Source organism: Plantibacter sp. 2H11-2 (assembly GCF_050031945.1).
Lineage (GTDB): Bacteria > Actinomycetota > Actinomycetes > Actinomycetales > Microbacteriaceae > Plantibacter > Plantibacter auratus.
Window position 1 is genome coordinate 568,006 of sequence record NZ_JBNBBL010000002.1, and the last position, 13,742, is coordinate 581,747.

General features: G+C 70.1%; 9 protein-coding genes. 7 read left to right on the forward strand and 2 right to left on the reverse strand.

The features are described 5' to 3' along the window. Positions 1-76: 76 nt before the first annotated feature. The 5 genes from ACQG07_RS06990 to ACQG07_RS07010 all read left to right on the forward strand — a co-directional run bounded on the left by ACQG07_RS06990 (position 77) and on the right by ACQG07_RS07010 (position 6,094). The gene (locus ACQG07_RS06990) at positions 77-1,516 is read left to right on the forward strand and encodes a phytoene desaturase family protein (RefSeq protein ID WP_426737860.1); all 1,440 of its coding nucleotides are present in this window, start codon (positions 77-79) and stop codon (positions 1,514-1,516) included. 297 nt (positions 1,517-1,813) lie between these two features. Beyond that, positions 1,814-2,602, forward strand: coding sequence for a DeoR/GlpR family DNA-binding transcription regulator (locus tag ACQG07_RS06995; protein WP_085512485.1), 789 nt, complete (start codon positions 1,814-1,816; stop codon positions 2,600-2,602). After that, on the forward strand, positions 2,599-3,600 hold the full coding sequence (locus ACQG07_RS07000; RefSeq protein ID WP_426737861.1) for a 1-phosphofructokinase family hexose kinase: 1,002 nt from the start codon (positions 2,599-2,601) through the stop codon (positions 3,598-3,600). The genes ACQG07_RS06995 and ACQG07_RS07000 overlap by 4 nt, the downstream gene beginning before the upstream one ends. Positions 3,601-3,702: 102 nt before the next feature. After that, positions 3,703-5,745 (forward strand): PTS fructose transporter subunit IIABC, encoded by a 2,043-nt coding sequence (locus tag ACQG07_RS07005; protein WP_274500507.1) that lies wholly within the window; start codon positions 3,703-3,705, stop codon positions 5,743-5,745. Between the two features lie 79 nt (positions 5,746-5,824). Continuing rightward, positions 5,825-6,094, forward strand: coding sequence for an HPr family phosphocarrier protein (locus ACQG07_RS07010; protein WP_056014456.1), 270 nt, complete (start codon positions 5,825-5,827; stop codon positions 6,092-6,094). A gap of 300 nt (positions 6,095-6,394) precedes the next feature. Here the strand turns inward: ACQG07_RS07010 and ACQG07_RS07015 are convergent, their stop codons facing one another. Beyond that, complete coding sequence (locus tag ACQG07_RS07015; protein WP_426737862.1) at positions 6,395-10,303, reverse strand: glycoside hydrolase; 3,909 nt, start codon at positions 10,301-10,303, stop codon at positions 6,395-6,397. Between the two features lie 359 nt (positions 10,304-10,662). Continuing rightward, on the reverse strand, positions 10,663-11,703 hold the full coding sequence (locus ACQG07_RS07020; protein WP_249404833.1) for a LacI family DNA-binding transcriptional regulator: 1,041 nt from the start codon (positions 11,701-11,703) through the stop codon (positions 10,663-10,665). 150 nt (positions 11,704-11,853) lie between these two features. On the opposite strand from ACQG07_RS07020, the gene ACQG07_RS07025 reads away from it, so the two are divergent. Both ACQG07_RS07025 and ACQG07_RS07030 read left to right on the forward strand, forming a co-directional pair. Further along, complete coding sequence (locus ACQG07_RS07025) at positions 11,854-12,777, forward strand: carbohydrate ABC transporter permease (RefSeq protein WP_064296050.1); 924 nt, start codon at positions 11,854-11,856, stop codon at positions 12,775-12,777. Continuing rightward, positions 12,777-13,727, forward strand: coding sequence for a carbohydrate ABC transporter permease (locus ACQG07_RS07030; protein WP_064296051.1), 951 nt, complete (start codon positions 12,777-12,779; stop codon positions 13,725-13,727). Before ACQG07_RS07025 ends, ACQG07_RS07030 begins: the two co-directional genes overlap by 1 nt. Positions 13,728-13,742 lie beyond the last annotated feature (15 nt).

The following is a 13,742-nucleotide window of genomic DNA, read 5'->3' on the forward strand; positions in this document are numbered from 1 at the left end:
CCGTTCCATCCCAGCCGGCGCGGGCGTCGCGGAACCCGTCATCCCATGTCCATCGCCCACGACCTAGGCTGGAGCGATGGTGGATGCGGTCGTCGTCGGCAGCGGGCCGAACGGTCTCGCCGCTGCAGTCACCCTCGCGCGCGCCGGCCTCGAGGTCGAGGTGCATGAGGCAGCCGACACCATCGGCGGCGGTCTGCGGACGCAGGAGCTGACCGAACCGGGCTTCCGTCACGACGTCTGCTCGGCGATCCACCCGATGGTCCTGACCTCACCGTTCTTCCGAGCGTGGAAGGCGACGGAGCGCGTCGACTACCTGATCCCGGAGGCCTCCTACGGGCACCCGCTCGATCGCGGCCGCGCCGGAATCGCCTACCGCGACCTCGACCGGACGGTGGGCACGCTCGGCGTCGACGGCATCGCGTGGCGGGAGCTGCTGCAGCCCGTCGTCGACCGCATGGAGGCCGTGACCGAGTTCACGCTGAACCCGCTGCTGCCCATCCCGAAGCGGCTGTTCGACGTCGTCCCGTTCGGCCTCCGGGTGCTCGAACAGGGATCCCCGGCCTGGCTGCGCCGCTTCGAGGGGACGGTCGCGCCCGGCATGCTCACGGGGGTCATGGCGCACACGATCACGAAGCTCCCCGGGCTCCCGGCGGCGGGCGCCGGACTCGTCCTCGCCGCGAACGCGCACGCCGACGGCTGGCCGCTGCCCATGGGCGGAGCGCAGTCGCTCGCCGACGCCATGGTGGCCGACCTCGAGGCGCACGGCGGCCGCGTCGTCACCGGACACCGGGTCACCGCCGTCTCGGATCTGCCCCTGTCCGCAGCGGTCCTGTTCGACACCAGCCCGCGGGACATGGTCGCGGCGGTCGGGTCCCGGCTCCCCACCGACTACGTCCGTGCGCTCGATCGGTTCCGCTACGGCAACGCCGTCTTCAAGCTGGACCTCGCGGTCTCGGAGCCGATCCCCTGGACCAACCGGGCACTGCTCGACGCCCCCACCGTGCACCTCGGTGGGACAGCCGAGGAGATCGCCGCCTCCGAGAACGCGGTGGCCGCGGGTCGCCATCCGGATCGACCGTACGTGCTGCTGTCGCAGCCCTCGCTGTTCGATGCGAGTCGCGCGCCGGTGGGGAAGCACACGGTGTGGGCGTACTGCCACGTGCCGAAGGGGTCCCGGGTGGACATGTCGGAGGCGATCGTCGATCAGATCGAACGGTTCGCGCCGGGCTTCCGCGACACGATCATCGCTCAGGCGGGCCGCGACACCGTCGTCGTCGAACGCGAGAACCCCAACGACATCGGTGGCGACATCTCCGGGGGCGAGCCGTCGCTGCGTCAGCTGCTGCGGCGCCCGGTGGTGCGTCGCGAACCGTGGCGGACGCCCGCGGCCGGGGTGTACCTCTGCTCGAGCTCGGCCGCGCCGGGGATGGGCGTGCACGGGATGGCGGGGTTCCTGGCCGCGGAGTCCGCCCTGCGGCACACCTTCCGCCTGCCGGTCCCGTCCCTCGCACCCTGACCCGCTGCCGACCCGCCCACCGGACCGGTCACTGAGCGACCTCCCTGACCGGTCACGGAGCGACCTCCCTGATCGGTCACTGAGCGACCTCCCTGATCGGTCACGGAGCGACCTCCCTGATCGGTCACTGAGCCTGTCGAAGTGCGCCCTTCGACAAGCTCAGGGACCGGGGATGGTTGCGCCCTGCGACAAGCTCAGGGACCGGGAAAGACATAGATCTGTGTTTCTCTGTGTTTGTGTGATACTTTCTTCGCACTGCAAGCCTGCAACACCGGAAACGAAGGTCAAGGACGACGCATGTACGCGACGGAGCGGCACGAGCACATCACCAGCCGGGTGAAGACGAGCGGACGGGTCTCCGTCGCCGACGTCTCCCGCGAGCTGGGCGTCACCGCTGAGACGATCCGTCGCGACCTCGACCAGCTCGAAACCTCCGGCGTCCTGCGCCGCGTCCACGGCGGCGCCGTCTCCGCAGCACGTGCCTCCGTCGCCGAGGCCAGCCTCGCCGATCGCCAGGGCCAGCGGAGCGACGCGAAGGCCACGATCGCCCGTGCGGCCCTCCGGCTCATCCCGGCCACGTTCAGTGGCTCGATCGTCATCGACGCCGGCACGACCACAGCCCACCTCGCCGACCTCCTCGTCACCTGGCGCCCGGCCACCGCCGGCCAGACGCTCACGGTCATCACCAACTCCGTGCCGATCGCCGCGACGCTCCACCACTGCGACCACGTCGAACTGCACCTCCTCGGCGGCCGCGTCCGTGGCATCACGAGCGCGGCGGTCGGCAGCACGACCGTCGACGAGCTCGGTCGCTTCCGTCCCGACATCGCCTTCGTCGGAGCCAACGGGGTCAGCGCCGACTTCGGCCTCAGCACGCCCGACGAACTCGAGGGCGCCGTGAAGTCGGCGATCGTCCGCGGTTCGCGACGGGCCGTCGTCCTCGCCGACGCCGCCAAGCTCGGTGAGGAAGCGCTCATCCGCTTCGCCGCCCTCGACGAGATCGACACCGTCATCACCGACGAGGTCGTTCCGACGACGCTCGGGGACGCCCTCGAGGCTGCGGGTGTCGAGGTGGTCGTCGCATGATCATCACCCTGACCGCCAACCCCTCGCTCGACCACACGGTGGAGCTCCCCGGCATCGTCGAGCGCGGCGAGGTCCTCCGCGCCCTCGCCAGCCGCGAGCAGCCGGGCGGCAAGGGCGTCAACGTGTCCCGGGCGATCGCCGCCGCCGAGTTGGCGACCATCGCCGTCCTCCCCGGCGAATCGACCGACCCGATGATCGAGTCGCTCCGCGCGCAGGGCATCGACGTCCTCGCCGTCCCGACCGGGCAGCCCGTGCGCCGCAACATCACGCTGACCGAGCCCGACGGCACCACCACCAAGATCAACGAGCCGGGTCCGCTCCTCACCGAGGACGACGCTGCACGCCTCGTCGACGCGACCGCCCGTGCCGCCGCGAGTGCCGAGTGGCTGGTCATCGCCGGCTCGCTGCCGCCCGGACTGCCCGCCGACTTCTACGCACGGATCGTCCGGGCCGCTCGCGCCCTCACCGACGGCACTCGCCCGCTCGTCGCCGTCGACAGCTCGGGGGAGCCGCTCGCCGCCCTCCTCGCCGCCTTCGCCGTCACCGGGGAACGCGTCGACCTCATCAAGCCGAACGGTGCCGAACTCGCCGAACTCACCGGCACGGCGTCCGGCGACGAGATCGAGGCCGACCCGGCGCTCGCCGCGTCCGTCGCCGCCACGCTCATCGGCACCACGGACCGACCCGGCCCGGTCGCCGCCGTCCTCGTCACGCTCGGCTCCCGAGGCGCCGTGCTGGTGGAGGGTGACACCGCCTGGTCGGCCCGGGCCCCGAAGATCGTCGCGCGCAGCACCGTCGGTGCGGGGGACTCCTCCCTCGCCGGCTACCTGATCGCCCGAACCGCAGGTCACGCACCTGCAGCACGCCTCGCGCAGGCCGTCGCCCACGGAGCCGCAGCCGCGGCACTCCCGGGCAGCGACGTGCCGGCGCTCAGCGGGACGGACGCCGCCGCCATCGACGTCGCCCAGCTCCCGCAGCGGATCCCCTCCGCCCCCTGACCGCCCACCCCGGTCCCTGACCGCCCACCCCGGTCCCTGAGCTTGTCGAAGGGCCGCCCCGACCACCCGAAGCACCAGCATCCGTTTCGAAGGAGAACCCAGATGTCCACCCCACTCATCACCCCAGGGCTCGTCGCCCTCGACGCCGACCTCGGCACCGATCGCGCGGGTGTCATCCGCGCGCTCGCCGAGCTCGTCGTCCGCGCCGGCCGTGCCACCGATACCGAGGCCCTCTTCGCCGATGCCTGGGCGCGGGAGAGCAAGACCGACACCGGCATCCCCGGCGGCATCGCGATCCCGCACTGCCGTTCGGCCGCCGTCACCGAGCCGACGCTCGCGATGGCCCGCGTCTCGCCGCTCGTCGACTTCGGTTCCGACGACGGCCCGGCCGACCTCCTCTTCTTCATCGCGGCTCCGGACGGCGCCGACCAGGCGCACCTCGCCCTCCTGTCGAAGCTCGCCCGCTCGCTCATCAAGCCCGAGTTCGTGACGTCGCTGCGTGAGGCGCCCGACGCCGCCGCGGTGGTCGCCCTCGTCGATGGTGCACTCAGCGATGCACCCAAGCCGGCGTCGGCTCCCGCAGCCGAGCGCGCCGCGACGGCGCCCGTCGAGGCCGGCGACCAGGCCGCACGGCCCGTGCTCATCGCGGTCACCTCGTGTGCAACGGGCATCGCCCACACCTACATGGCAGCCGACTCGCTCGCCGCCACCGCCAAGCGCCTCGGAGTCGAGCTGCACGTCGAGACGCAGGGCGCCTCCGGTGCGACCCCGCTGCCCGCCGACGTCGTCGCGAAGGCGCAGGCGGTCATCTTCGCCGTCGACGTGGACGTCCGCGACGTCACCCGCTTCGCCGGCAAGCCCGTCATCAAGGCTCCCGTGAAGCGTGGCATCGACGCCCCGGAACAGCTCATCAACGACGCGGTCGCCGCGATCGCGAACCCGAACGCCCCGCGGGTCGCCGCAGCGGCCGGTGACGCCTCCGCGTCGACGTCGGACAAGAAAGACGCCAACGTCGGTCAGTCGATCAAGCGCTGGCTGCTCACCGGCGTCAGCTACATGATCCCGTTCGTCGCGGGTGGCGGTCTGCTCATCGCCCTCGGCTTCCTCCTCGGTGGATACAACATCACCGAGAACGCCGGCAAGATCATCGTCGAGAACAGCCTCGTGAACCTCCCGGCGGGCGGCCTCGGCACCTACCTGGGTGCGGTCGCGTTCTCGATCGGTGCCGCGTCGATGGGCTTCCTCGTCCCGGCCCTCGCGGGCTTCATCGCCTTCGCGATCGCCGACCGACCGGGCATCGCGCCCGGGTTCGTCGCCGGCGCCGTCGCCCTCCTCATGAGCGCCGGCTTCCTCGGCGGACTCGTCGGTGGTCTGCTCGCCGGTGGCGTCGCCTACGGCCTCGGCCGACTCAACGTGCCCCGCTGGTTGCGCGGCCTGATGCCCGTCGTGATCATCCCGCTCCTCGGATCGATCGTCGCCTCCGGCCTGATGATCCTCGTCCTCGGCGGCCCGATCGCCGCGCTCATGAACGGCCTCAACTCGTGGCTGTCCGGTCTCACCGGCGTCTCCGCCATCCTGCTCGGGGTCATCCTCGGCACGATGATGGCGTTCGACCTCGGCGGTCCGGTCAACAAGGTCGCGTACTCGTTCGCCGTCGCCGGTCTCGGTGCGGGCACGCTCGCCAACCAGGCACCGTGGCAGATCATGGCCGCCGTGATGGCCGCCGGCATGGTGCCGCCGCTCGCGATGGCACTCGCCTCGACCGTCCTCAGCCGTCGTTCGTTCACCGCGGTCGAGCGGGAGAACGGTAAGGCAGCCTGGCTGCTCGGCGCCGCGTTCATCAGCGAGGGTGCGATCCCGTTCGCCGCGGCCGACCTGTTCCGCGTCATCCCGGCGTCGATCCTCGGTGGTGCCGCCACCGGTGCGCTCATCATGGCGACCGGCGTCACCTCGCAGGCACCGCACGGTGGCATCTTCGTGTTCTTCGCCATCGGCAACATCGGGATGTTCATCCTGTCGGTCGCCGTCGGCACGGTCATCACCGCCGTCGCCGTCATCCTGCTCAAGCGGTTCGCCCGTCGTCGCCCGGTGGACGGCGCCGACACGGCGGCCCCCGCGGTCGCCACCGAGCCCGCTGCCGTCTGATCCGTACCCGTCCGATCCACAGCCTGACCTGATCCACTGGTCCGGCCGGCACCAACCGAACCGCAGAAGGAGCATCATCATGGCCGAACGCCAAGCCACCATCGCCAGCCGCGTCGGGCTGCACGCCCGCCCCGCCAAGCTCTTCATCGAGACGGTCAAGCGCCAGCCGGTGCCCGTCACGATCGAGCTGGGCGACTCGGGCCCGCTCGACGCCTCGAGCATCCTCACGATCATGAGCCTCGGCGCCACCAACGGCGACGTCGTCACCCTCCGCGCTGAGGGCGAGGGCGCCGACGAGGCGCTCGCCGAGCTCGCCGGTCTCCTCGAGACGGACCTCGACGCCGAGTAGTCACCCCGCACCACGAAGCCCCGCCGCCCGAGTCATTTCGGACGGCGGGGCTTCCTCGTGGGCCCTTCGACAGGCTCAGGGAGCGTGGAACCGTTCCGGTCGCTGAGCTTGTCGAAGTGTCCTCGGGGAACCGTGTCGTGTCGGGTGTGGTTGCTCGTGGGCCCTTCGACAGGCTCAGGGAGCGTGGAACCGTTCCGGTCACTGAGCTTGTCGAAGTGCCCTCGGGGAACCGCGCGTCTGCTGACACGCGACGAACCCCGCCACCCGCGACGACGGGTGACGGGGTTCATCAGCAGTGACCTACTCTGCGGTGCGACGGCGACGCGCGAGCAGCACCGAGGCGAAGCCGACGAGGCCGAGGAGCAGCGCGACGAGCCCGATGCTCGACACGTCCACACCCGTGCGCGACAGCGAGTCGGCGCCGGTGGCCGAACCGCCCGAGGGCGAGCTCGTGCCGTCACCACCGCCGACCGCGCCGCCGCCGGAGCCCGTGCCGGGACCGGTCCCGGGGTTCGTCCCCGGGTCGGTGCCGGGATCGGTCCCGGGGTCCACCGCGGCAGCGAGCACCGTCACCGGTGTGGACGTCGTCTCGACCGGTGCGAAGCCATCGGCCGAGACTGTGACACGCACCGCGAGCGCGGCACCAGCACTGCCGGTGGGCGGCGTGAACGTCGCCGTGTCAGCTCCGTCCACGACCTCGTCGTCGAGCAGCCACGCGTAGACGACGGCCGCGTCCTCCGGGTCCACGACGACTGCCGCGGTCGTCGGCACGCCCTCGCGGGCCACGCTCGACAGCGTCGCGGTCGCGACCGCCGTCCGGGCGAAGGTGATGGTCGTCGACTGCGTGGTCACGCCGTCAGCCGCCGTCACCGTGATGACGACACCGTCGGTCGCGTCAGCCGCAGCGCGAGCGTCAGCCGCCGGTGCCGCTTCGAGCGGCTCGATCGTCACCGTCGCGTCGCGGTCGGCCGGGACGGCGTCGACCACCGGATCGGCGGACCCTGCCAGCGGCACCTCGTACTCGAGGACGCCTGCATCGAAGCCCTCGACCGGTGTGCCGTTCACCCGCAGCGCGGCGAGGCTCGCCTCGGTCGCCACCGACGGTGCGAGCGCGTAGATCTCGACCTCCGAGACGACCAGGTGGGTGTTCGCGTACGCCGTCATCACGATGCGCACCGCACTCGTCGTGACGCCACCGAGGTCGACGTCGACGACCGGAGCCGTCCCATCGGTCGGGACCGGCACGGCGACCGCCCCACCCGGAGCGTCGATCCACGCGCCGTCGGCGTCGCGGACCTGCACGGTCAGTGCACTCGGCCAGCTGTTGGTGCTCCCGTCCTTGTAGGCGTAGAAGGTGACGTGCTCGATCGTGTGCTCACCGCCGAGCTCGTAGCTCAGCGTGTCGCTCGCCGGCTTGTTCGACGAACGCCAGTTCGACCAGCCCTTGTCGTTCCGCACACCGTTCTTCGTGTTGCTCGCGGGATAGCCGGACTCGGTGGACGTCGCGCTCGCGACGGTCGTGGCGTCCGGTGCGATGTTCCGCTCGCCGGGCGCCGTGACGATGATCGACAGGAGTGCGTCGATCGGTGCCGCGGCCGGGTCGTTCGACGCAGCCGCGCCGCGCACCTGCACCACACCGGTGTCGGCGAGGTCGGCGTCGTCGAGGGTGCTGAAGTCCCACGTGACGGGCGTGTCGAAGCGGTTGACGCTCGCCCCGATCTGCGCCGGGACCGTCGTCGGTGCCGCAGCGATGACGGCGCTCGCCGGGGACCCTGCGGCGACCGTCAGGGAGACCGGTTCGGTGGTCGTGAAGCCGCCGATGTCGACGGTGGCCTGTGCGGTGAACGCCGCACCCCACCCGTCGGTGCCGGAACCGTTCACGACGATCGTGCCCGGCGTGTTCCAGTCCACGGCCGAGGTGTCCCAGGTGACCGGCACCGGCGCGCCCTGGACCGCGCCGTACAGCGGCACCACGGTCGCGGGCAGCGCCGCCGGAACGCCGGCGACGGTCTGCACCGTGACCGGCTGCACACCCGTGAGTGCGGTGTCGACGAAGTTCCAGGTCTGGTTCGCGCCGTTGTTCGACTGGTAGACGCCGACGGCGGCGCCCGTCGTGGTGGACTGCCCGCCGACCTCGAGGGCCTGGCTGGTGCCGACGTTCACGAGGCTCCATTCGGAGCCGTTGGTCGTCGTCGGGATCCACTGCAGCGATGGGTCGGCCGCAGCCTGTTCCCGCGTCGCAGCGACGAGCGAGGTGCCGGCGGAGTTCGCGGAGAGGAGTGCCCCGGACGAGCTGCGGACGGCGTAGCGGTCGGTGTTCGTGCCGCCGCCCGAGAGTCGCTCGGCGGTCCACACCTGTGCGGCACCGGTCGTGGCGTCGGAGGCACGCGGGGTGATCGTGCCGGCCGGGACGGTCCCGGTCGTGGCTGCGGCGGTGAACGCCTTCGCGCTCTGCTTGCCGACGAGCTGGTAGGCGTGTCCGTCCTGGAACGGTGCCGCGTCGGCTGCGACACCGGTCGCACCGTCGACGAGGAAGGTGGTGACCGACTTCGCCGGGACCGTGAGCGTCGCCTGCTTGGTCACCGGGTCGATCGACACGGCGTCGCCCTGCACGAGTGCGTTGGCGGTGACGTCGTCCGCGGGGGACTCCGTCGTCACGATCGGCGTGACCGTCGCGCCGGGAGCGATGTCCGCGAACTTCGACAGGTCGATCGTGATCGTCCGAGCGGAGGTCGACGGGTTGGCGTGCACGAGGGTCGCACCGGTGCCGTCGGCACGGAGCGCCGTGGTGGTCTGCGCGTCGGTGGACGGGATGAGGCGATCACCGGGCTGCACGTAGTGGGTGAAGTTGCGGAGCGTGTTGTACTTCGCGTTCGTCTTCACGGAGCAGCTCGGGTCGGCGTCGCCGTCGGCGATGCGTCGCTCGGAGTCGCCCTCGGCGTTGCAGTCGAAGTCGATGAGGACGCTGCCCCAGTTGAGCTTCTCGACCTTCTCCATGTTGTAGAGGTCCTCGACGGGCTGCCAGAGCACCCACGCGGTCGGCTCCAGGTTGCGGAGGTCGTCGATGAGGTGCGTCGCCATACCGATGCCGTTGTCGATGTTCGTGAGGTTGTGCTTGCCGCTGGAGTCCCAGTTGCCCTCGACCTCGCTCATCCACAGCGGCTTCCCGGCGGTCTTCGCGATGTCGCGCGCGACGACGCTGCCGCCCTGGCCGTAGCTGTGGACGTTGAGCTGCGTGACGAGGTCCTTGGCGGTCTGCGACCAGCCGTTCCAGTTCGTCGCGAAGATGCCGGGGTTGGTCTCGTCCATGGCCGCGATGACGGCCTCGGTCGAGGTGCCTTCGGCGGCGAGGCGCTCGGCGAGGGTCTTGATGACGGTGTCCTGCATGGCCGGGCCGATGTGTGCGCCCTCCTGGCGTCCGCCCTTCGGCCAACCGGTGGCCTCGTCGATCTGGGTGCCCCAGTAGTTGGTGTTCGGCTCGTTGAAGGGGTCGATGGTGTCGAAGTCGATGCCCGTGTCGGCCTCGAGGTGGTCGACGACCGTGGTGAGGTACGCGACGAAGTCGTCGACGCTCTCCGGCTTCAGCTGCTCGTCGGCGGCGTTGAAGTTGCCCGAGGCGTAACCGCTCTCGGTCATGAAGTACGGCGGGGAGTTGCTGAACGCCTCCCACTTGGTGATCTTGTCCTTGAGCGCCGTGAGCCACCAGCGCTGGGTCTCATCGGCGTCGAAGTCGTAGGAGGCCGGGTCGTCGGCGTCCCAGGCGGCGGCGTAGCGGTCGCGGTCGGCGTAGTCGGAGGTGATGGGGCCGTCGGCGTCGCTCGCGGCGAGGTCCGGGTTCCACCAGCCGTCGACCGCGCCGCCGGCCCGCAGGTAGGGCGGGACGTCGCTCGCGTTGCCGCCACCGATGTTGTAGCGCGCGATGTTGAGGTTGAGGCCGTCCTCGCCGAACACCTTGTCGAACAGGTCCTGGCGGACGTCAGCGGGGTAGTCGCCGGTTGCGTTGGCGAACCAGACGAGGCTCGTGCCCCAGCCCTCGAACGCCTCGTTCTGGTAGGCGGGGTTGGGGGTGATGGTGAGGGGCGTGCTCTCCGCGGCGGCCGCAGATGCGGCGTCCACGGTGGCGAGTGCTGGTGCGATCGCGGCGATGCCAAGGGCGACGGCGACCGTCGCTCCGATCGTTCGTCGGCGGACTGGTGACGGCAGTGTCATCGGTGGTTCCTTCGTTGGAGGCCGTGGTGCAGGGGATGTTCACGTGAACATTCAGCGGCGTCGAACCACCGTGTTCACGTCAACATTTCCGACGAGTATGGGCGACCCCTCGCTCGGGTGTCAAGGCGGGTCCGGTCATTGCGGCCCCATTCCGGTCCGTTCCGGCTGAGGCCCCTGCGCAGGTCACTGGGACCCCTACGCCGGTCACTGGGGCCCCTACGCCGGTCACTGAGCCTGTCGAAGTGCGGAGGTGGGCATTTCGACAGGCTCAATGACCGGGGATTCGTTCGCCGAGCTGGTCGAGGTGTCGCCGTGGGCATTTCGACAGGCTCAATGATCGGATCAGAAGCCCGGCAGGCTCAGACCGCGGGCGGGGGAGCCGTGCTCGCGCGGACGACGAGGGACGTCGGCGTGAGGGGCTCGGTGGAGAGCTGCGGGCCCTCCTCGATCTCGCGGAGGAGCGTGGTGATCGCCCGGCGTCCGATCTCGTCGAAGTCCTGGTGTACCGTCGTGAGCGGCGGCCAGAACGAGTCCGATTCCGGGGTGTCGTCGAAGCCGACGACGCTGATCGACTCCGGCACGGCACGGCCGCGCTCGTGCAGGGCGCGGAGGAGTCCGAGCGCCATCTGGTCGTTCGAGGCGAACACTGCGGTGATCTCGGGGCGCTCGGCGATCTCGAGGCCGATCTCGTACCCCGAGGTCGTCGACCAGTCGCCACGGAACGCGGGCGGCGGCGTGATGCCGGCCTCGCGCAGCGTGTCGGCCCAGCTCTGCTCGCGACGAGCCGCCGAGTACGAGGTGCGGGGGCCGGCGATGTGCCAGACGCCCTGGTGCCCGAGGTCGAGGAGGTGCTGAGTGGCGAGCGCCGCGCCCTGCGCCTGGTCGTTGTCGACGACCGGGTAGTCGGTGCGTGCCGCGGAGTCGATGACGACGACCGGGAGACCTGCGGGGAGTTCGACGTCGGCGCCGTCGACGATGTGCGACTCGATGACGATGATGAGGCCGTCGACGTCCTGCTCGCGGAGGCTGTCGAGTGCGACCGCGACGTCGCGTTGCGTCGGGTACTCGACGGGGACGACCGTCACTGAGTAGCCGGCCCGTGCGGCCTGGACCGTGATCGCGTCGAGGGTGCGCATGTTGCCGTAGGAGGAGAGCGTGAACATCGTGATCCCGATGCTGCGGGTTCGCCCGGATCGCAGGGCGCGAGCGGCCTTGTTCGGGCGGTAGCCGAGCTCGTTCATGGCCTCCAGCACGCGGTCGCGGGTGCCGTCGTCGACGTTGGTCAGCCCGTTCGCGACGCGGGAGACGGTCTGGGAGGAGACGCCGGCGTGCGCCGCGACGTCCGCCATCGACGGTGCTCGCCTGGCGCGGCCAGGCGCTCTCCGGGTGGTGTCCGTCATGGTCTCCCTATCGTCGCATCCATCCTTGCATGTTGACGTGAACATGCTATGGTACCGATCAGATGTTGACGTAAACATCCACCGCAATCCCACCCCCGCACGGCTCCACCGCACGACGGTTCCGCCCGAATCCCAGCAAGGAAGCTGCCCATGACCACCACGACCGCTCGCACCGGCCGGCCACCAGCGGTCCGTGTCCACCGACGCGACCGCCGGGATTGGAAGGGCTGGGCGTTCATCGCCCCCTTCATGATCGTCTTCGCGCTGATGATCATCGCGCCGCTCGTCTATGCGCTGTACCTCAGCTTCTTCCAGGAGAAGCTCATCGGCGGCAACGCCTTCGTCGGTTTCGAGAACTACGCCCAGGTGCTCCAGGACCCGAAGTTCTGGGAGCCGTTCGGTCGCGTCGCACTGTTCTTCGTCGTGCAGGTGCCGATCATGCTCGCCCTGTCGCTCACCGCCGCGCTCGCGCTCGACAGCGCCAGGCTCCACGGCGCCGCCTTCTTCCGCATCGCGCTCTTCCTGCCGTACGCCGTCCCGGGCGTCGTCGCGGCGCTCATCTGGGGCTTCATCTACGGCGACCAGTTCGGTCTCGCCGGCAGCTTCAACGACCTCGTCGGTGCCCAGATCCTCGAGCCGTTCAGCTCCCAGGCCGTTCTCGCCTCCATCGGCAACATCGTGACGTGGGAGTTCATGGGCTACAACATGCTCATCTTCTACGCCGCCCTCCGCGTCGTGCCCGGTGAGATCTACGAGGCGGCCGAGATCGACGGGGCCGGACAGTTCCGCACCGTCTTCAGCATCAAGATCCCCGCCCTCCGCGGAGCGCTCGTCATCGCGACGATCTTCTCCGTCATCGGGTCCTTCCAGCTCTTCAACGAGCCGAACCTGCTGAAGAACCTCGCGCCCAACGTGATCACGAGCAACTTCACCCCGAACATGTACGCCTACAACCTGTCCTTCGCCGGCCAGCAGTTCAACCTCGCGGCGACGGTCGCGATCATCATGGGCGTCATCACCGCCGTCATCGCCTACGTCGTGCAGGTGCGCGGCTCCCGACAGGAGAACAGCTGATGGCCACCGTCTCGAACCCGACCGTCCGCCCGCAGACCGTGTCGACCCGGACCGCCCGCAACCCGCGCGCCTTCGACCGGCCCACCCGGAAGCGCCATGACCCGCGCCGCAAGCGCTCGATCGTCCTCACGATCGTCATGGCCGTCTTCCTCATCTACTCGGTCGTCCCGATCCTGTGGCTCGTCATCAACGCGACGAAGTCCCAGCCCGACCTCTTCACCTCCTTCGGCCTCTGGTTCGGCGACGGCGGGTTCAACCTCTGGCAGAACATCGTCGACACGCTCACCTACCGCGACGGGCAGTTCGTCGGCTGGTTCGGCAACACACTGCTCTACGTGGTGGTCGGTGCCGGTGGGGCGACGCTCCTCGCGACGATCGGCGGCTACGGCCTCGCCAAGTTCCGGTTCCCCGGCAAGCGCGCCGTGTTCGCGATCATCCTCGGCTCCATCGCGGTGCCGGGCACGGCCCTCGCCGTCCCGACCTTCCTGATGTTCAGCCAACTCGGCCTCACGAACACGCCGTGGGCGGTCATCCTGCCCTCGCTCGTCAGCCCGTTCGGTCTGTACCTCATCTGGACGTACGCGGTGGACGCGGTCCCGACCGAGCTGCTCGAGGCCGCCCGCATGGACGGCGCGGGGGAGTTCCGCACCTTCTTCACGATCTCGCTGCGACTCCTCGGCCCCGGTATCGTCACGGTGCTCCTCTTCGCGATCGTCGCGACCTGGAACAACTACTTCCTGCCGCTGATCATGCTGTCCGAACCCACCTGGTATCCGCTCACCGTCGGCCTCAGCCAGTGGAGCGCCCAGGCCACCGGTGTCGCCGCTCAGCCGATCTTCAACCTCGTGATCACCGGATCGCTCCTGACCATCGTCCCGATCGTCATCGCGTTCCTCTTCCTGCAGCGCTTCTGGCAGTCCGGCCTGAGTGCCGGCAGCGTCAAGGGCTGATCCCGCCGTTCCCAA